At 44.6% G+C, this 19,479-nt stretch carries 13 protein-coding genes; 9 read left to right on the top strand and 4 right to left on the bottom strand.

The window, feature by feature from the left end:
* Nucleotides 1-84 precede the first annotated feature (84 nt).
* The gene (locus V202x_RS04790) at nucleotides 85-2,463 is read left to right on the top strand and encodes a polysaccharide biosynthesis tyrosine autokinase (RefSeq protein ID WP_145171710.1); all 2,379 of its coding nucleotides are present in this window, start codon (nucleotides 85-87) and stop codon (nucleotides 2,461-2,463) included.
* Nucleotides 2,464-2,475: 12 nt separating this feature from the next.
* Here the strand turns inward: V202x_RS04790 and V202x_RS04785 are convergent, their stop codons facing one another.
* Together V202x_RS04785 and V202x_RS04780 are read right to left on the bottom strand one after the other, a co-directional pair.
* Nucleotides 2,476-3,831: a sigma-54-dependent transcriptional regulator gene (locus V202x_RS04785; RefSeq protein ID WP_145171707.1), complete on the bottom strand. Its 1,356-nt coding sequence runs from the start codon at nucleotides 3,829-3,831 to the stop codon at nucleotides 2,476-2,478.
* Nucleotides 3,832-3,855: 24 nt separating this feature from the next.
* Entirely contained in the window at nucleotides 3,856-5,319 is a 1,464-nt protein-coding gene (locus V202x_RS04780) for a sensor histidine kinase (RefSeq protein ID WP_145171705.1), read from the bottom strand.
* A gap of 475 nt (nucleotides 5,320-5,794) precedes the next feature.
* On the opposite strand from V202x_RS04780, the gene glgA reads away from it, so the two are divergent.
* From glgA to V202x_RS04765, 3 genes are all read left to right on the top strand, one after another.
* Nucleotides 5,795-7,306, top strand: coding sequence for a glycogen synthase GlgA (gene glgA, locus V202x_RS04775; protein WP_145171704.1), 1,512 nt, complete (start codon nucleotides 5,795-5,797; stop codon nucleotides 7,304-7,306).
* A 51-nt stretch (nucleotides 7,307-7,357) separates the two neighbouring features.
* Nucleotides 7,358-8,353, top strand: a complete 996-nt coding sequence (locus tag V202x_RS04770; RefSeq protein WP_145171702.1) for a DUF4921 family protein — start codon at nucleotides 7,358-7,360, stop codon at nucleotides 8,351-8,353.
* 391 nt (nucleotides 8,354-8,744) lie between these two features.
* Nucleotides 8,745-10,940: an alpha-amylase/4-alpha-glucanotransferase domain-containing protein gene (locus V202x_RS04765; protein ID WP_145171700.1), complete on the top strand. Its 2,196-nt coding sequence runs from the start codon at nucleotides 8,745-8,747 to the stop codon at nucleotides 10,938-10,940.
* A gap of 44 nt (nucleotides 10,941-10,984) precedes the next feature.
* On the opposite strand, the gene V202x_RS04760 is transcribed toward V202x_RS04765, so the two are convergent.
* Both V202x_RS04760 and V202x_RS04755 read right to left on the bottom strand, forming a co-directional pair.
* Nucleotides 10,985-12,265 carry a DUF1501 domain-containing protein gene (locus V202x_RS04760; protein WP_145171698.1) on the bottom strand — a complete coding sequence of 427 codons (1,281 nt, stop codon included), beginning with the start codon at nucleotides 12,263-12,265 and terminating at the stop codon, nucleotides 10,985-10,987.
* Nucleotides 12,266-12,342: 77 nt separating this feature from the next.
* Nucleotides 12,343-14,208 carry a DUF1549 domain-containing protein gene (locus V202x_RS04755; RefSeq protein WP_145171696.1) on the bottom strand — a complete coding sequence of 622 codons (1,866 nt, stop codon included), beginning with the start codon at nucleotides 14,206-14,208 and terminating at the stop codon, nucleotides 12,343-12,345.
* Nucleotides 14,209-14,386: 178 nt separating this feature from the next.
* Here V202x_RS04755 and V202x_RS04750 point away from each other — a divergent pair, with 178 nt between their 5' ends.
* The 5 genes from V202x_RS04750 to V202x_RS04730 all read left to right on the top strand — a co-directional run bounded on the left by V202x_RS04750 (nucleotide 14,387) and on the right by V202x_RS04730 (nucleotide 19,471).
* A complete protein-coding gene (locus V202x_RS04750; RefSeq protein ID WP_145171694.1) occupies nucleotides 14,387-16,090 on the top strand; it encodes a GntP family permease in 1,704 nt (567 codons plus the stop codon).
* 75 nt (nucleotides 16,091-16,165) lie between these two features.
* Nucleotides 16,166-17,611, top strand: a complete 1,446-nt coding sequence (locus V202x_RS04745; RefSeq protein WP_145171692.1) for a hypothetical protein — start codon at nucleotides 16,166-16,168, stop codon at nucleotides 17,609-17,611.
* A gap of 47 nt (nucleotides 17,612-17,658) precedes the next feature.
* Complete coding sequence (locus V202x_RS04740; protein ID WP_145171690.1) at nucleotides 17,659-18,036, top strand: iron chaperone; 378 nt, start codon at nucleotides 17,659-17,661, stop codon at nucleotides 18,034-18,036.
* A gap of 67 nt (nucleotides 18,037-18,103) precedes the next feature.
* Nucleotides 18,104-18,649 carry a DUF5946 family protein gene (locus tag V202x_RS04735; protein WP_145171688.1) on the top strand — a complete coding sequence of 182 codons (546 nt, stop codon included), beginning with the start codon at nucleotides 18,104-18,106 and terminating at the stop codon, nucleotides 18,647-18,649.
* 75 nt (nucleotides 18,650-18,724) lie between these two features.
* Nucleotides 18,725-19,471: a hypothetical protein gene (locus V202x_RS04730; RefSeq protein WP_145171686.1), complete on the top strand. Its 747-nt coding sequence runs from the start codon at nucleotides 18,725-18,727 to the stop codon at nucleotides 19,469-19,471.
* The last annotated feature ends 8 nt before the right edge of the window (nucleotides 19,472-19,479 follow it).

The following is a 19,479-nucleotide window of genomic DNA, read 5'->3' as shown; positions in this document are numbered from 1 at the left end:
ATAAACACATGAAACACTCTCACAGAGAGTCGTAATTGTTTTTGCTCAACAGACTCAGCAGCTTATAGATCAGGACCCGCTGTCGTGAATACAGAATTTCAACCACTGGAAAATCATTCTGATTTCGAATTCGATGGAATGGAAGGTAACACACCAAGTAATACTTCCGGACCAGGCGTTGATATTGTGCGGTTACTGTTTCGCAATAAGTTTCTACTCATTTCAGGGTTGGCTGTGGGCCTCATTTTGGGGCAGGCCGCTTATATGAAATTAGGCCCCATTTATTCTGCCAGCACTAAGGTTCAGGTTTCGCAAAAGAATCCTGTGCCGATCAAAGAAGGGGAAATTCAAACTTTCGGTGAATTAACGGCTCATATTGATGTCATCAAAAGTCCGCGGATTGTAGGTGAAGCTGTTAAGGAAGCAAAACTTTATAACTTACCATCGTTAGCTGGTGAGACTGATCCAACTGAAGAGATCCTTGGTTCTTTGAAAGTAAAACGCATTTCAGGGAACGACCGGGCCTATCTGAATATTTTGAATATCTTATACGAAAATCCGCGGTCTCAAGATGCGAAAATAGTGACTCAGGCAATTGTTGACGCCTATCAACGTTATTTGCATGAAGTCCGACAGGTAAATACGAATGAAATTAGAGAGCAACTCGATCAGGCAAATAAGCAAATACTTACCGATCTTGAACGAAAGAAAAAAGAGTACCGTGAATTTCGAGAAGATGCTCCCTTGTATTGGGAAAATACCCCTGGATCAGACGCAGCGGTGGCTGGTAGTACCAACGTGCATCAGGAGCGTGTTAAAGCCATCGATAATGAACGTCGACTCAATTTATTAAAACTAACAGAATTAAAATCCAAAATCAGTTCTCTAAAAGCGGCCATTGCCAGTGGTGAATCAAAAGAAACTCTTGAGTTGCTTGCTCAACAGTTTCTAATGGGGCAAACCCGCGGAGGGCAACCTGGTAGTACAAGTTCTGCAGGAGCCAGTATTTCCGCGCCAGGTACTTCAAATCTTGAGCGTGCGCGTACTGCACTCGAGACACATTTAATGCCGTTGTTGATTCAAAAGAATCGTCTGGAAAGAGATTTCGGTGAAAATCATCCCGACCTCGATGCAGTAAACCGAAGCATTAAAACGATCGTGAATCTCTATCGAAAGCAGGGGATTGAAATTTCAGCTGATAATCTCAACTCTGGGGATTTCAAACTATCAAATGTGAAAGAGGCTGATTTTGTTAATATCTATCTTAAGTCGATGGAGCAGCAATTAAAAGAACTTCACAATCGAGAACAGGAATTGACGAAGCTATTTGATGAAGAAACAGAACTCGCGAAGAAAATCGGAAACTATCAAGTAGTAGATCAGGCTTACAATGAAGAAATTGCACAACTGAAATCACAACGTGACAATATTTTTAAACAGTTGTTAGTCGAAAAAGTTTCCCAAGGGAACAGTGGTTATACATTAACTCAGCTTTCTCCTGTTAAAGATGTATTAGTGATTAAACGTCAGTTGAAATTTCTACTCGCCGGAGGTGCGGTGGGATTGGGATTGGTCCTGGCGATTTCGTTTTTCAGAGAAAAACAGGATACGACATTAAAATCTGTTGATGAAATCAGGAATCAGTTACATTTACCTGTCTTAGGTGAAGTGCCGACGTTTGATGAAAGTGTTAGCATTGATGACAGTGAATGTGAATTTGATCGTGCCTTATGGTATTACTATCGACCATCATCGAAGGAAGCAGAATCATTTCGCTCATTGCGGACTTCTTTGCTGCTGAAAACAGACCAGAGTGGTGCCAAAGTATTGCAAATGACGAGTGCACAACCGGGTGATGGGAAAACCACTTCTATTTCCAATTTGGCATTGGCGATTGCTCAGACAGGTCGCAAGGTCTTAATCGTTGATGCTGATTTACGGCGACCCACAATTCATAGTTTATTTGGAATTGTGAATGGAATCGGTTTAGGAGACGTTTTATCTGAGGAGATTGACGCGCAGACAGCAATCCGTGAAACTAGAATTAAAGATCTGTCTTTGATGACAGCAGGGACTCTTCCGGAAAATCCATCCGAGATGCTGATGTCTAAACGCTTTACCCATTTGTTAAAGCAAGTGCGTAATGACTTTGATTACGTTTTGGTTGACACCCCACCTTTGGCTGTTGTCAGCGACCCATCTATTGTTGCTTCTTCAGTAGATGGTGTGTTACTTGTTGTTCGTGTCGATAAGAATCGTCGGGGCGTGATTCGGAAAGTTCAACAGATCATTCAGACCAATAGAATCAACGTCACTGGAATTCTCGCCAATGGTATCTATAACGGAAAATCTGGTAAGTATCGCTATCGAGGAAGTGAAGGGTATCACGATTATTACCTCGCTCCTCAGCAAAATAACTCACCAGAACCTACTGTTTCCGTTCACACCGAAGTCCCCGGGTAAGCAGGTGACCTGCTACTCAAGCTCAATCTCCAGTTCTTCGATCTTACGGTAGAGGCTAGATAGTCCGAGTTTTAAGCGTTTGGCTGCTTCACGTTTATCAGTGCTGTCTTTCAATACGCGAGTGATATGCATTCGCTCATAATGTCTAAGTGCCAGACGTAAGTCATCAACATCAGGTAAAGGCGGTTCATCCTGATGCAATTCCGGTGGCAGATCATTCAGGCAGATCATGTTGTCGTCACACATCATGACGGCACGTTCGATTGCATTGTCCAGTTGACGAACATTTCCTTTCCATTCTGCTGACATGAGTGTGCGAATTGTTTCGCTGGTCGCTCCAGTGACCCGCTTTCCCATTTTACTCGAGTGTTTGGAAATGAAATATTCTACTAGTTCTGGAATATCATCCACTCGCTCTCTTAAAGCAGGAACATGAATTTTCATCCCGTCCAGACGATAGAAGAGATCTTCTTCGAATTCACCCTGTTTGACCATTTCTGACAGATCTTGTGTTGTGGATGCGATTAGACGCACATCCACCTTAACCGGTTCCGCACTACCCAATGGAAGAATTTCGCCATATTCGATGGCACGTAGCAGTTTCCCCTGTGTTCCCAGGGGAAGTTGAGAGATTTCATCCAGATAAACTGTTCCGCCATCCGCATTTTTAAAAACACCGGTTTGCTCTGCTTGCGGATACTGCGGTGAACTGGCGGCGGATCCGAATAGTTGTGATTCCAATAATTCAATCGGTCGCATTCCACAATTGACCGCCAGGAAACGTTGCTCCCTATTTGGACCATTTGAGTGAATCGAGCGGGCGAATAATTCCTTACCCGTTCCTGATTCCCCAAAGAGAACTACATTCGAATTAGTAGCCGCAATTTTTCGAATCGTGTTTTGTAAATTTTGTAGTGTTTTACTACTGCCGACGACTTCTTCAATTCCGGGACTACGCGCCAGTTCCCGTCTCAGGATCTGGTTTTCATAAAAGATTTTCTGGTATTCAAAGAGTCGATTTAGTTTATGAGACAGATCATCAAAAATGACCGGTTTGACTAAATAATCGAATGCTCCGGCTTTAAAAGCGGAGATCGTATTTTCGACTGTGGCATAGGCCGTGATGATCAGCACAAAGATACTGGGTTTGATATTTTGTAATCGTCTGAGTAATTCAATGCCATCACCGTCAGGTAATTGAACATCACATATCGCGACATTGAAATCCTGGCTACGGGCTAGTTCCAGAGCTTTAGTGACAGTGGAAGCCTGCATGGTTTGGTAGCCTTCACTGGTAAGGTATTCAGACAGAGAACTTCGGATTACTTCTTCGTCTTCGACAATCAGTACGGATCGGTTGAGTTGCACGTTGAATTAAGTCCTATTGATATTTCATGTCGTTACAAATTTAATTTCATTCGCCTGACCGGGAGGGATATCTGCCAGACCATTGAGTTCGTCACAATTGAGTGAGACAATAAATCTCGCACCATCTTTTACTGTATCATCAATTTCAATTGAACCTGAGTTTGAATGTTCAAGAATATTTTTACAAACAAACAAACCCAGACCAGTGCCTTTTGCTTTTGTGGTAAAGTAAGGTTGAAACAGTTTCTCTTTATCTTCGTCTCGGATTCCATGACCATTGTCGTGGACTGAGATCAGAATTTGACCGGCTTTCGCTTCGGTGGTAATTTCGATCGATTCGCCCTCTTCAGTAGCATCCATCGCGTTTAAAATTAAATTGAGAATCACCTGGACAAGCTGGTCTCGAACCACTTGGACGATTGGTAAGTTCTCAGCAAAACGGGTAATGATCTTTTTCCCTTTTTTGCGTTTATAATATTTTGAGATATTTAATGACTCTGTAATGAGTTCATTAATATTACAACGATTTCGTTCGCTGGTTGCCGGGCGGCTGAAGTCGATCAGTTCCCGTAGAATACGTTGTATTCTTTGTAATTGGCCATCCACTTCTTCAAGTCGTTTGTTGGTATATTCATCGTTATTCTGACGATTCCATAGTTGGACTAAAGAGCTGATACCTGCCAGTGGATTACCAACTTCATGGGCGATTCCGGCCGCCAATAGGCCAAAGGCAGCATGTTTTTCCTGCTGAATAAGAAGTGCCTGCGATTCTTGCAGATCACTGGTGCGGCGTGCAATTCGTTCTTCCAGGAGTTCTTGATTTTGTTTGAGCTGTGCGTTGGCAACAGAAAGCTCCATACTTGCTCGCTTGACCAGTCTGGAAAATGCAATACTGGCCCAGGCGACCCAACCCATCCAGACAATCATCAACATCAATTGTGTAGGCCAGTCCTTGGGAACCGAGGGACTGGTAAACAGGAGCGTTGTGAAGCTAGCAAGATGAAGAGCTAACGTAATGTAAGCGATCGATGGAGAATGCCGAATCGAGCAGACGATCAAGGAGAGGAAATAATAAAAGCGGAAAGGACTGTTCAAGCCCGCATCATAGTGGCAGAGTAATCCAATAAATAACGCTTCCATCACCGAGATGATGATCGGCCACTCTCCTAGAAAGACACGACCGCGAAAGCTGAAGTAGGTGTCCGCCAAAGCAAAGACAGCGCCCAAGGTCAGTATCCAGTTTAACTGAGAAACTTGAATGGCAGAGTTATTTCCGACTAAATTTACCAGCACATAGCCGACACAAAGGCCAAACCAGCGAATTCTCAGAGTGATTTCTTCCGCCGGTAGTTCCCATGAAAAGGCATCATGATGAATTTGGGATTGTGAATTCGGCACAGTTTTAGAGGCAGAACCTGATTGTGGAGGCTCATTTGGGGTTAAGCCTTCAGTAGTAGATTCATCCTTAAATACCGATGGATCATTCATAATGCAACTTGGGACTCTGTGTTGTGTTCATGATGGGCTATTAGTAAAGTCGCCGTTAAGTTATCAATTTTTTGATCGTGAAACTTATCCTTGAGCAAGAAACATTAGAGAATCATGTGTCTTTGTCGGAGCCAAATCTTATAATATCTCGAATCTGAAATTGATACGCAATTACACATACGTTATTTTGCGAGAGAACTTTCCTAATTTTACTGAACAAAGAGGTAAAATCAGTAACTGATCTTTCAGTAAAACTGGAGTTTGAATAAATCTCTCGGGATTTGAACTACAAAATACTTCACATGATAAACGCGTTTTACTTGATCAACCTAAAATAATCTTTCTGAAATGGCGTAATGCATACAGGCTTTGGTCTCTTCTTGTGTTTACAGATCCCTTACATTCAACAGATAATAACGTATAGAATATTGTAGCCTTTTCAGTGGATTTTGAATCCGGAATAGATTGGGGATTTATGAAAATCGTTTTAGCAAGTTCAGAGGCGATTCCATTTGCAAAGACGGGCGGACTGGCCGATGTCGCTTCCGCTTTGTCAAAAGCATTGGCAGAAGCAGGACATGAAGTCAGCTTGTTTTTGCCTTATTATCCTCAATCAACTGCCAGACGGGGTATCAACGCAGACGATTTTGAAACTTGTCCAGAGAAAGTCATCATTTCTGTAGGTAGTAAGGATGTCGAAGCCAGCTTGTTGAAAGCAAAATTTCCCAATTCCAATGTCTCGGTCTATTTGGTAGATCAACCTCGCTATTTTGATCGTCCCGAATTATATCATGAGGGGGGTTGCGATTATCAGGACAATTGTGAGCGATTTATTTTCTTCAGTCGCTCTGTTCTTGAATTCGTAGATAAACTGAACCTGAAGCCGGATGTAATTCATTCCAATGACTGGCAGACCGGATTGATACCCGCGCTTTTGAATATTGAATATCAGGATCGTCCCGGTTTTGAAAAGACGGCTTCTATTTATACCATTCATAATATGGCATTTCAGGGCCAATATTGGCATTGGGACATGTTGTTGACAGGGATTGACTGGAAATATTTTAATCGCCATCAAATGGAATTCTTCGGTCAGCTAAACCTTCTGAAAACCGGTATTGTTTTCTCAGACATGATTACCACAGTCAGTCCGACCTATGCAAATGAAATTCGAACAGAGCGATTCGGTTATGGTTTACATGGAGTGCTTGACTCACATGCAGATCGCTTGGTAGGCATTTTGAATGGTGTGGATCCGAGTGAGTGGAACCCGGAAACCGATCCGAATATCGAAGCAAATTATAGTGCGAAAACTGTTGAAGAAGGCAAGCCCCGGTGTAAAGCAGCTTTGCAAGCGCGATTGGGATTGCCGCAACGGCCAGATGTGCCTTTGCTAGGCACAATTTCCCGAATGACTGATCAAAAAGGATTTTCGTTGATTCTTGATGCGGCAGAAAATCTACTAACTACTGATGTGCAGATGATTTTTCTGGGAACGGGAGATCCATTACACGAAGTGGCATTTACGAATCTGGCAAAACGATTTCCAGATAAGGTGGCGACCTATATTGGCTTTGATGAAGCACTGGCCCATCAGATAGAAGCCGGGTTGGATATTTTTCTGATGCCCAGTCAATTTGAGCCATGTGGGTTAAACCAGATGTATAGCCTCATTTATGGAACGGTGCCACTCGTGCATGAAGTCGGGGGACTGGCTGATTCGGTCATCGATGCATCCGGAGAAAATCTCGAAAACGGAACAGCAAACGGTTTTTCATTCTGGCACTTTGATGCCACAGTGTTATATAGGCAGATGCGTCGTGCCGTTGAGATGTATTCTGACAAACAAAACTGGAACCAGCTGATACAAACAGGCATGACGAAAGACTGGTCCTGGAACCAGAGTGCCCAAAATTATCTCTCCGTTTATCAGCGCGCCTGCAGCCTTCGCGCCTGCAAAACGGAATCCGTTTCTTCCTCTCCTTGACTTGTAAGTAATGAATCCTATTCTCCATCTCACTTAAGTTAACTACACATTATGTCTGTCATCCGCACTGATCCATTAACGGGTTTTACGACGATCTTTGCGCCGGAACGTGCCAAGCGTCCCATTGCTATCGCGAAAACTGCTCCATTCGATGAAGATATTCAAGTGCAAATGGAAACCGATCCTTTCGCTGAAGGGAAAGAATCGGAGACAACTCTCGAAGTCTATGCAGTGCGTACTTCACAAAGTGAACCGAATCAGCCCGGCTGGAGTTTAAGAGTGGTGGCGAATAAGTATCCAGCACTCATTCCCTCTAACGATCCATCTTCAGATCAAAATTCATACGGTGTGCATGAAGTCATTGTCGAATGTCCTCAATTTGAAACTCAAGTGACTCGGTTGGGACTTTCCCAATTTCAGGAGATCTTTCGTGCGTATCGCAATCGCGTAGCCGTACATCGGTGCGACCCTCAATTGAATTATGTGATCGTCTTCAAAAATCAGGGAATTCTTGGTGGGGCTTCGTTGGGGCACGCACACTCACAACTCGTCGCCAGTCAGGTTGTTCCCGAATCTTTATCTCAGGAGCTAGAAACGGCTCAACGATATCTGGAGCAACATGAGAATTCTCTTTTCAGTACATTCTCTCAGGAGATGCCATCAGGATTTTCGGGGCTGGTGACTTCAACCACACACTTTAATGTCGTTTGTCCCTATGCCAGTCGCTTTGCCTTTGAAACCTGGATTGTGCCTCGTACTCTAAGGACGCATTTTGACGATTCTACTGACCAGGAGCTGGATGATTTGGCCCAGACCAGCCGACGTCTGCTGTTGGCTTTGGAAGAAATTCTGGGAAGTCACGACTTTAATTATGTCATTCAAACACCACCCTTTGATACTACTAAAGAATCTGGCTACGCGTGGAGCCTGCGAATTTACCCAAGATTAGCACATCTGGCAGGCTTTGAACTCTCGACGAACATGTTTATCAATCCAGTTTTTCCTGAACAGGCTATCAAACATCTCAAAAAACAGCTCGGATCCTGAATTGGATGTAATGATTTCGACAATACAAAGTATTGCGGATTACGAACTTCTTTCGAGGATAAAATAGAGAATTAGGTGTTACATTCGGAGTCAATCCAGTTAAAAGAACTGGCGAAAAATTACCTGCTTTAACAATTGACCTGAATTCATCTGCATTTCAGGATCGAGAGTATCGATTTTAAGGGGACTTGGATTATATTCTCCTAAAAAGTGCTCTATGATATTTCTGAGATTGAATTTACTATAAGTTATATTCGTAACAAATCTTGCGGGATCAGTATTTGCAATATGATGGAATAGATCTTTCGACTCGGCCTGATTTCGGTAGTCGGTTCCATTATATAGCGTAATTGATATTTCTGTGTTTTACACGGATGAAAGGATGCGGCCCATGGGCTGTCGACTTCGGCTCGTATTAGTCATTCACAACCATCAACCAGTTGGGAATTTTGAAGGGGTTTTCGAAGAATCCTATCAAAACAGCTATCAGCCATTTCTGGATGTTTTATCAAATTACCCTGATATTCCCTTTTCATTACATACTTCAGGTAGCTTGATGGAATGGCTGGTCGATGTGCATCCTGAATACATCGACAGAGTACGGGGATTAGCTGAATCTGGTCAAGTAGAGATTCTAGGTGGACCGTTTTATGAGCCCATTCTGGCGGGAATTCCTCGGCGTGACCGAATTGGGCAAATCCTGGCTTATACTGATTACCTGAAGAAATTGTTTGGAACTCCCATCAGGGGAATGTGGGTTCCAGAACGTGTCTGGGAGCAGGCATTTGCTTCGGATCTAGTCGATGCGGGCATGGAATATACTCTCCTTGATGACTCACATTTTAGTGCTGCCGGAGTTCGTGCTGATGAGATGCACGGCTATTATCTGTCGGAAGACGAAGGCCGTTTACTAAAGATCTTTCCAGACAACGAAACATTGCGTTATCAAATACCGTTTACAGATCCCGTGGAGACCATCCATTATCTGAAACAGATTGCCGATCACCAGCCCAATTCAGTTGTAGTCTTTGGTGACGATGGCGAGAAATTTGGAGCCTGGCCTGGAACTTATGACCATGTTTATCGTGATGGCTGGTTGAAAAAATTTCTAGATCTGCTGCAACAAAACAGTGACTGGTTAAAAGTAACAACGCTTTCCGAAGCCGTCGACTCGGTCTCACCTTTGGGGAGTTGTTATCTTCCCGATGCCAGCTATCGTGAGATGACGGAGTGGGCACTTTCACCGGAACGTCAGCTCGAACTGGCAGAATTAAAAGAAAAGTTTGCTCCTGTAGAAGGCTTTGATCGATTGAAGCCTTATCTACGGGGAGGTTTTTGGCGCAACTTTCGTGTGAAATACGCCGAACTCAATGAAATGTATGCCAGAATGTTAGAGGTCAGTGATCGATTGCAAGACCTGGAAGAAACAGGAGTCGATGCCGAGAATATCCCTTTGCTGAATGAAGCGCGCGTGGAATTGTATCGGGCACAATGTAATTGCCCATATTGGCATGGAGCCTTTGGAGGCTTGTATTTACCACATCTCCGAAATGCTATCTATAAGCATTTGATTTCAGCAGATTCTTTAATGGAAAAGATCACTCGCTCCGAACCAAACTGGATTACTGTTGATGCTGCGGATTTCAATCTGGATGCGCGTCAGGAAGTTCGACTGGCCAGCAATCGTCTCGTAAGCTACCTCGCACCTGCAAGAGGGGGGCATCTTTATGAATTGGATGTACGGGGGGCAAAACAGAATCTTCTTGCAACATTGAATCGTCGTCCTGAACCCTACCATGAAATCATCCGTAAAGCGGCACAGGAGAAACGGGATGGGAGCCAGAATGGAGAAGAACTTGGGAAGATTCATAATGCAGTCAATTTCAAACAGCCTGATCTGGACAAGAAATTGAAATATGATGAGACCCCTCGCAAATCGTTGGTTGATCATTTCTATCAACCTGGCCTCGATATACAGACTGCGATCGATGGTGGAGGAGAAGTGGGGGATTTTGTGCAGGGAGTTTTTCAAAGCTCGATGCGTCGCACTGATGATTACTGCGAAGTACGTATGATACGTAAGGGGCATGTCGGTCCTTACCAGATTGAAATGACCAAGACTGTATCATTAGCAAAAGGAGCAGCAGGTACCCTGGAATTTCATTACGAACTAGAGCAGTTACCCACCGATGTACCATTCCATTTTGGTGTGGAATTTAATTTTGCGGGAATGGCCGCCGGGGCGAGTGACCGTTATTTCTATAACCATCTGGGTAAGCAACTGGGAGAGTTGGGTGCTCAATTGGACCTGGAAAAAATAGATCGAATTGGCTTGGTTGACGAATGGCTGGGGCTGGATGCTGCGTTGGATTTATCCTCGCCTGCTAATATTTGGACCTTTCCCATTGAAACGATCAGTCAGTCAGAGGGGGGATATGAACTGGTGCATCAGAGTTCGGTTGTCATTCCCCGTTGGGAATTTGTGGCTGACGAACAGGGACACTGGTCAGTGAGTATTACCCTGTCACTTGATACCTCAGCCGCTCAAGCCAAAGCGCTTAGTGAAGCAGCCGCTTCCGGAGCATGAAGCGGCTGTCTTTCTTGTTTCACTGGGCAGAGTTATTTCCGCTATCAGGAGAATAACTCTGTGACGACCTTGCCCCCATCGACGATCTTCATCGGACGTCCCAGTGGGCTCATGTTTTCTTTCTTGGGATCAACTTTTAACGACTGACAAATCGAACAGAACAGATCGGCGACACTCACCGGCCGATCCTGAACAGCCGAGCCATTTGCGGTTGATGAGCCAATGACTTGTCCCCCCTGCACACCGCCTCCGGCCATAGCAGCTGAGAACACGCGTGGATAATGGTCTCTGCCTCCACGAGCATTGATTTTAGGTGTTCGACCAAATTCACCCATCCATACTACAAGAGTTCGTTCCAGCATACCACGATCTTTGAGATCAGAGATGAGCGCCGCCATCCCGGTATCTACTTGTTGTGAGATCGGTGTAATCACTTCCGAGATGTTGGCATGGTTATCCCAGCCATTTGAACGGACTTCGATAAACGTTGAGCCGGCCTCTACCAGTCTACGTGCCAGCAGACAGCCTTTTCCAAACGTGTTATCGCCATACTGTTCACGCAATGACTCTGGCTCTGAACTAAAATCAAAAACTTTTGTTTGAGGACTCAGTACGAGGGAAGATGCTTTGTTATAAATTTTACTATGGTTCTTCACTACGACTTCGCCCCCCCGTCCGGCAAACTCAGAATCCAGACGGTTTAATAATCCTAATCGTTTTTGATATCGTTGGTTCGGTACGGTAGCAGCCACATTATTGGGAGTATTTCCCGGGTTAGAAACGTTGAACGGTTCATAATCAACCCCCAGGAACCCTGCGCCATTGGTTGTTCCCACAGAAACAATCGAGGGGATATCCAGTTCTCGGTTACCGATTTCACGTGCGATATTCGAGCCTAGACTGGGGTGCTTCACACTGCCTGACGGAATATAGCCCGTATGCATCTGATAGGAGGCACGTTGATGATTCCCTTCTTTGTTGGTCATCGAACGGATGAGGGCGATATCCTGCATCACCTTAGCAGTATTCTTCCAATTTTCAGAAATCTCAATTCCTGAAACAGAAGTAGAGATCGCTTTTTTATCTCCTGCACCTGATGACTTTGGTTTGGGGTCAAACGTTTCAAGCTGGCTGGGGCCTCCGGCCATCCAGAGCAGAATCATCGCACGCCCTTCTTTACGCAGTTCTTCGGCGGAAACACTCATTAAGTCGTGAAAGCTCAGCGTTCCCGCAGCTATAGCCCCCATTGAGAATTTTTTCAGAAAACTACGACGTGAAAAACCTTTGCGATGAGTTTGAATATGCTGATGGTGATAAAGACTCATTGTAAACTCCTCAAAATGAGGTTAGGGACTGATTCAAAAGTAACTTTAAAGGACGGTCCGTCGGTCGGTCTGGTTGCTTAACGTTTCGTGATAAATTCACTGGAATTGAGCAGGCTCCACATAAGATCTTCGAGTGCTTCGTTCCGGTGATCAGTTGATTTAAAATAATCCTGACAGACTTTCATTTCGGTTTTGCTCGGTTCTCTGGAAAGTACCAGTAAATAGAGTTCATGAATCGCATCTGAATTCTTCGGGTAATCTCTGGCTATCTGAGCGAGCTTCGTGTTCTGGTTACTTCTCAGAAATCCATTGATGGTTGTGGAGTTCATCATAAACAGTGCCTGAGGAACATCACCGGTGATTTCATCCTGCGCGGTTGAAGGATCAAAAGTAAATAAATTACTGAATTGACTACGGGCGGTGCGATTTCCTCTATTATATCGATCTCTCAGATTACGGTTTGCCTGAAGGTCATCCACGCCGAATACCTGAGTGATCGCTGTGAATATTTGATCGCCTCGTAATCGTGTGGGAGACTGGGCAGCAAAGGGAGCTTGGATTTCCTCTGGTTTTTTGGCTTGCATTTGCCTCTGATAGGCACGCGTGTTTGCGATCGTACGATAAAGCCATTTCAGGTCGTATCGGCTCGCCGTGAATCCGTCAGCCAGAGTCTCTAACACTTTGGGATAAACGGCACTACGTTCCGGTCCAATATCATCAATAGGCATATAAAACCCTTCACCCAGCATTTCGGCCCACATACGATTTACTATGGCACGGGAAAACCAGGGATTCGATTTGGATGTGAGATATTTTGAAAGTGTTTCCCGTCGTTCCAGATCTTTCAGCCCTTTAGGAGAGGCTTTTGTTCCGACAAATAACACAGGATGAACAACTTTACCCGAAGCAGTAGGATCATTTAAGTCGGGCATCAGATATTCGGGTGTGGCACGTCGTGTATTGGGTGGTAGAGCAATGCTTTTAATTTCTTTGATCGTCAGTGCTTTATCTGAGTTTGAATCTCCACGATCAAGCATTTGCTCGAAATTTCTGGCTAAACGAGATCGTTTGACTTCTGCCTCTGTCAATTTGCCATCCCGGTTACGATCGAATGCTCTAAATAGTGGTGAGGGATCTTTGAACATTTGCAAGCGTCGATCATATTGGCTACCTTGATCCACCGAAACAACTTGGAAGGAGCGGCGTTGAGCATCTCGAACCGGACGCACCCGGACACGGGGGAAGAAAGCTGCCAGCTCATGGAAACTGTCTCGTTTCCATTTGTCGGTGGGGTGATCGTGACAGTTCGCACATTGAATCTGGATTCCCAAAAAGATGCGTGAAGTTTCAGCAGCCAATTCTGCGGGATCACCTTGATGGGCGAAGATCAATGCGGTACTCCCATTTTCCCGAACATCCCCAGTAGCCGTAAGCAAGTCGGTAGCAATTTGATCCCAGCTTTTATTTTCGTCGAGTTGAGTTGTCATCCAGGCTACGAACTCAGACTGATTGATCCGGGAACGAATGTCTGTCGCACGGAGGTAAATGACATCGCGCCAATACCGCGCCCAGTTAACGGCATAACTTTCTGAATTAAGTAGATCATTAATAATCGTTTTTCGTTTATCAGGACTCGCATCCAGGCCAAACAGGATCACTTCAGAAGAAGTTGGTTTTCTTCCCGCCAAATCGAAGGTCACACGGCGGAGAAAATCTTCATCATTGGCCAGTTTCGCTGGCTGAATATTTGTTTTTTTGAGTTCTGCTTCAATCAGCTCGTCAACCAGCTGTGCCGTTGCGATTTCATCAACTCTTTGTTGTTTGGTCGATTGTGAGCCACTCTTTGTTGCTGCAAAAGTGGAAGAGTGGCATAATGGGACCGACAATGTAAATAGAAAAAGGCAAACAATTTGTGTCGTTCGATTTACGGAAAAACTCGTCATGACTTTTCACCTGATTAGAAGTGTAAGAAGCTTGTTCTCTAGTCGATCCAGGAGTCAGACTGACTCAAATGACTGGCTGATGGGAATTTAACCCTCTTCATTTCTAGACGTATCGAAAAAAAAGATGTTTTTTCGGGAAATAAAATAATCTGAAGCAGAAACGCAGGCAGGTACGGCAATGGAACAGAGCACTTTGGTATTACTTATCATTTTTTCAGGGGTGGCCATTGTCATTGGTGGTGTGCTCTTTTTTCGTTTACACGCATTTCTGGCCCTGTTAGCCGCGGCGATTTGTGTGGGATTTTTAACCCCTGCTTCACAAATTGAAGAGACATCACTGCGAAAAAATAAACTGAAATTGATTGAGGTCGATGAAGAGAATCAGAAGCTCCAAATTGAGATTACCAAATTGGGTTCTATCCAACCTGGAATGCTGCTGCTCATCATGGGGCGTGACCAACCGAAATTTCCGCTGATTCCGATTGCGGAAACTGAAGTCAAACGTGTTACTGCGAAATTTACTGAAACAGGCAAGCGAATTGCGATTGCCGACTTACAAATTCGTGAAGGTAGTGCAAGCCGTCTCATTAAACTGGATGATTTTGCTATTACGCCTACTAATTATCAGGCAGCGATTATGCAGGGGAAACAATCGGTAGGCGAGCGTGTGGCTGCTGGCTTTGGTTCCACGTGTACGAAAATTGGAATCTTAATCGCATTGGCTGCCATCATCGGAATGTGTTTATTGGAAAGTGGTGCTGCGGAACGTATTGTTCGTTCGTCAGTCAACTTTGTCGGAGAAAAACTGGCTCCGCTCGCGTTTATGGCCAGTGGATTTTTATTAGCAATACCAGTGTTCTTTGACACGGTTTTTTATCTATTGATACCATTGGGAAAGGCGATGCGTTTTCGAACTGGCAAGAATTATCTGCTCTATGTACTGGCAATTGTAACCGGTGGCACGATGGCTCATTCGCTGGTACCGCCTACACCCGGACCGTTGTTTGTGGCAGAACAGTTAGGTGTGGATATTGCTACAATGATGATCGGTGGGATGATCGTCGGTAGTGTCGCAGCGTTGTTTGGCCTGGGGTATGCCGTAATGATCAACAAACGCTGTGTCTTACCCTTCCGTGATTCTGCCGATGTGACTAAGGAAGATTTGACCAAACTGGCCGCAAGTCGACTGGAAGATCTACCGGCTCTGTGGTTGTCGCTCACCCCCATTCTGCTTCCCGTAATACTAATTGCTGGTTCCACGATGTTGAAATTCGAATCGATCAAAAATGTATGCTCCCCCGAGATACAATCACTGATCTTGACATTAGGAAATAAAAATATGGCACTCGGCATCGCTACAGTGATCGCACTCGCGACTCTGATTCGTCAGAAAAAGTCATCATTGTCAGAACTTTCGACCTCAATTCAGGCATCGTTGTCCACGGGAGGGGTGATTATTTTGATCACGGCTGCCGGTGGTGCGTTTGGTGGTGTGCTGCAACAAACGGGGGTCAGTGACCTGATCGAATCCCTGCCACAAGTTTCTCCCTTGATGCTGGTGACTTTGGCGTTTTTGATTACAACCGCCATTCGCAGTGCGCAGGGGTCGTCCACTGTCGCCATGATCACCACGGTTGGTATCTTAGGTGGTATTGCTGAATCTACGACTCTTGGGTTTCATCCGGTTTATCTGGCACTGGCGATAGGCTGTGGTTCCAAGCCGATCTCCTGGATGAATGACAGCGGATTCTGGGTCATCGGGAAAATGAGCGGCATGACCGAAGGAGAAACATTAAAATACGTTACTCCCATGACGGCGCTCATGGGCATTGTCGGGTTTGTCATCGTCTTATTGGGAGTACAGTTTTTCCCGATGGTTTGAATACTCAGAAATGGATTCTGCCATGACATTGTTCCTACTAATTGAAATCTGTTTTTGATAGGGAATTCAGTTCGAATGAAAAATCGTCTCGCAGGTAACACGTTTTATTGTATTGCAATTCCCTTAGTGCTCATGGTCAATGTCTCTGTTTGGGGAGAACCAATTGAAATTGGAAGCAGGAGAGAGCTTTTTGTTGATAGACATTTGATTGACAAGATGCACCAAACAAAACTCAAACTACATAAACCCGTTAAAACACCACGGCCCAAGTCTCCGCTGCCTGTGCGTCATATGGTAACGGTCATCAAGGATGGTGATATTTATCGAGCGTATTGGCGTGGGTCTGACAAGAGTTTTCAAGGAAAAATCCATACCGGGCATGCTGGTGAAACCGTGCATTACGCAGAAAGTCGTGATGGACATGAATGGGAGTTTCCGAGTTTGGGATTACATGTAGTAAATGGGACGCGCGAGAATAATGTGATTCTCGCAAAGCAGCCTCCTTTTCTGACAAATTTCATCCCTTTTCTTGATACACATCCTGGTGTCAAGCCAAGTGAGAGTTTCAAGGCGTTAGCCGGCTATCCGGGACCTGGAGACAAACGAGGGCTCAAAGAAGCGGGCAGGGGACTATTTGCTTTTGTATCTGCAGATGGCATCCATTGGACGAAGAAAAACGAAGTCATCCCCTATCAGCCAGAGTGGCGTCATGCATTTGATTCAGCGAATGTCGCTTTCTGGTCGGAAGCAGAACAGTCATATGTTTGTTATTTTCGGACTTGGACGGATCCCGAGCGATTAAGAAGTATCAGCCGGTCTACATCCCCAGACTTTGAGAACTGGAGTAAACCGGTTGCGATGAATCCCAACTTACCGGGAGAGCATCTTTATACAAATCAGACGCAACCTTATTTTCGCGCTCCGCATATCTATATTGCATTGCCTACACGATTCGTTCCTGGTAGAGGCGATGCTCCTGAGTACGACAAGCAAGATGTCAATGCTACCGATATTCTTTTCATGGCAGCACGCGCGGGGGCTACAAAATATGACCGGCTGTTCACGCATGCTTTTATTCGACCAGGACTCGATCCTGCACGCTGGCGTAATCGATCGAATTACGTAGCGTTGAATGTCGTTCCCACTGGATTTGCAGAGATGTCAATCTATCATCGGAGCGGTGATCGTTATGTTTTGCGAACGGATGGATTTGTCTCGGTCAATGCCAGCTCAGATGAAGGTGAATTGTTAACGAAACCATTTGTTTTTTCAGGTCGCCAACTGTTTCTCAATTTTAGTACTAGTGCAGCAGGCAGTATACGGCTTGAGATTCAGCAAGTCGATGGAACGCCGATTCCCGGATTCACGCTCCAAGATTGCTTACCTGTGATTGGCGATGAGATCGATGGTGCAGTAGGCTGGAACGGAGATCGAAACCTGGCAACACTTGCTGGTCAGCCAGTCCGCCTGCGGTTCGTGATGAAGGAATGTGATTTGTACTCGTTTTGCTTTCAGAAATAAGTTGGTTTCAGTATTTGATTTTCATTCGTATGTCGAGGAAATCCAACATGCAATATGATGCAAAAACGCCTGCTGAATACATGGAAATGCTGGATGATGATTGGCGGCGAGAAACACTTTCGAACCTCCGAGCAATCATACAATCAAAAGCTCCAACTTTTGATGAGGGGATCCAACATAAAATGCTGAGTTACGGTGATCGCAGAGGTCCTCTGTTTCATCTTAATGCACAGAAACATTATGTCAGCCTTTATGTAGGTGATGCGAAAAAAATCGACCCTGACGGTAGCTTGCTCAATGGAATTGATGTGGGAAAAGGGTGCATCCGATTCAAAAAATCGGTGTCTGTTTCTGAGACGCACATCGATGAATTTGTGGAGCGCGCGGTCGAGTTGTGGAATCAAGGTGAAAAATTAGGATGTTAGTGCAGAGTCTTAATAAGATCGAAGGCCAGTAAGTATTTAACATTGTTGATTTTAGGATGTTAATGAGATGGCAAAACAGAAAGGGCTCTTAATTCCAAAGCCTACTAAGATGCCTAACAAAGAGCGTCAGTGTCCTGGTTGCCGACTGCGAATGCCTGCCGATACAGCCGCAGCCTATGACGGATATTACCACTGTTCTCCTGAGTGCTGGAGTATTTATAGCGAAGTTCTGGGAACTCAATTCAGTAACGCGATTATCTTTGGACAGGTTCATCAGATGACGGTTGATGCCTATGCACTTCAGCATGCAGGTGGTTCTCATAAGAATAAGTCGATTACGATTCATCTTGCTGGTCTGCATGCGGCATATGATCTCGGAATACCTCAGACACAGATTCCCCGTTTACTCCAGCAGCTTGCGAATTATGTCCAACATTGGCCTTATTATGTACCTCCACTATCCACTGGTCCGATGACAGCCTTCGATATTGCGCTGGCAGGTACGACGGAAGAACATATCTTGCGAGTCAAGAAGTGGGCGGATTTCGTTTGGGATGCCTGGTCGGATCACCATACAAAAATTGCGTCTCTCGTTTCGTCACATTTGCATTAGTGCAGATTCATGGAAATCAATCAGAGTCAGTTCTGTTAAATAGAATCAAAACATTAGAAATTACGCAGTCCTCCTATGAACTATAAAATTGTTTCATTAGCAGAACGGTATGATTTATTTGAAAGACAGGATAAAGTCTGTAGTGAAGTCTGGCCTGAATTCATGTTGCATAGTCCTGTAGCAGACGCTTATTGGATGCAATTTATCGAAGCGTTTAAAGATTATCAATTATTAATGATGGAGAGAGATGATATCCTTGCGGTCATAAATACTGTTCCAATTCACTTTGATAAGAGTATGCATGAGCTTCCCGATGGAGGATGGGACTGGGGTGTCAGGAATTCGATTGCCACCCATCAGAAGGGGATCAAGCCAAATCTCTTGATGGGAGTACAGATTGTTGTCAATAAAAATCATCAGGGGAAAGGCTTGAGCGCCCTCGCTGTAAAAGAAATGGCGAACTTGGCACGCAAAAAAGAATTCAACAATTTAATCATTGCGGTTCGGCCTAGCGACAAACATCATTATCCACTCATACAGATGGAAAATTATATTCAATGGCAAAATGAAAACTATTTACCATTTGATAATTGGCTGAGAGTGCACGCGAAAGCGGGGGGAGAAATCATTAAACCATGTCCTCAGTCTATGACAATTTCAGGAACAATTTCCGAATGGAAAGCATGGACAAATATGGATTTTCCCGGCTCGGGGTCCTTCATCATTCCGGGAGCACTCAATCCGGTATCCATTGATCTGGAAAAAGGGCAGGGACTCTATATCGAACCCAATGTATGGATATGTCATAAAATTGTTAACTGAGTTACTAC

Origin of the sequence: Gimesia aquarii, assembly GCF_007748175.1 — a bacterium.
GTDB classification, from domain to species: domain Bacteria; phylum Planctomycetota; class Planctomycetia; order Planctomycetales; family Planctomycetaceae; genus Gimesia; species Gimesia aquarii_A.
The sequence above is the reverse complement of the archived record's forward strand: the minus strand, read 5'-3'. Positions and strand labels throughout refer to the sequence as shown.

Excerpts from the sequence above, each read along its gene's own strand:
- V202x_RS04760 (WP_145171698.1), bottom strand. The coding sequence starts at position 12,265 with ATGAGTCTTTATCACCATCAGCATATTCAAACTCATCGCAAAGGTTTT.
- V202x_RS04735 (WP_145171688.1), top strand. The coding sequence starts at position 18,104 with ATGGCAAAACAGAAAGGGCTCTTAATTCCAAAGCCTACTAAGATGCCT.
- V202x_RS04745 (WP_145171692.1), top strand. The coding sequence starts at position 16,166 with ATGAAAAATCGTCTCGCAGGTAACACGTTTTATTGTATTGCAATTCCC.
- glgA (WP_145171704.1), top strand. The coding sequence starts at position 5,795 with ATGAAAATCGTTTTAGCAAGTTCAGAGGCGATTCCATTTGCAAAGACG.
- V202x_RS04750 (WP_145171694.1), top strand. The coding sequence starts at position 14,387 with ATGGAACAGAGCACTTTGGTATTACTTATCATTTTTTCAGGGGTGGCC.
- V202x_RS04740 (WP_145171690.1), top strand. The coding sequence starts at position 17,659 with ATGCAATATGATGCAAAAACGCCTGCTGAATACATGGAAATGCTGGAT.
- V202x_RS04780 (WP_145171705.1), bottom strand. The coding sequence starts at position 5,319 with ATGAATGATCCATCGGTATTTAAGGATGAATCTACTACTGAAGGCTTA.
- V202x_RS04765 (WP_145171700.1), top strand. The coding sequence starts at position 8,745 with ATGGGCTGTCGACTTCGGCTCGTATTAGTCATTCACAACCATCAACCA.
- V202x_RS04730 (WP_145171686.1), top strand. The coding sequence starts at position 18,725 with ATGAACTATAAAATTGTTTCATTAGCAGAACGGTATGATTTATTTGAA.
- V202x_RS04770 (WP_145171702.1), top strand. The coding sequence starts at position 7,358 with ATGTCTGTCATCCGCACTGATCCATTAACGGGTTTTACGACGATCTTT.
- V202x_RS04755 (WP_145171696.1), bottom strand. The coding sequence starts at position 14,208 with ATGACGAGTTTTTCCGTAAATCGAACGACACAAATTGTTTGCCTTTTT.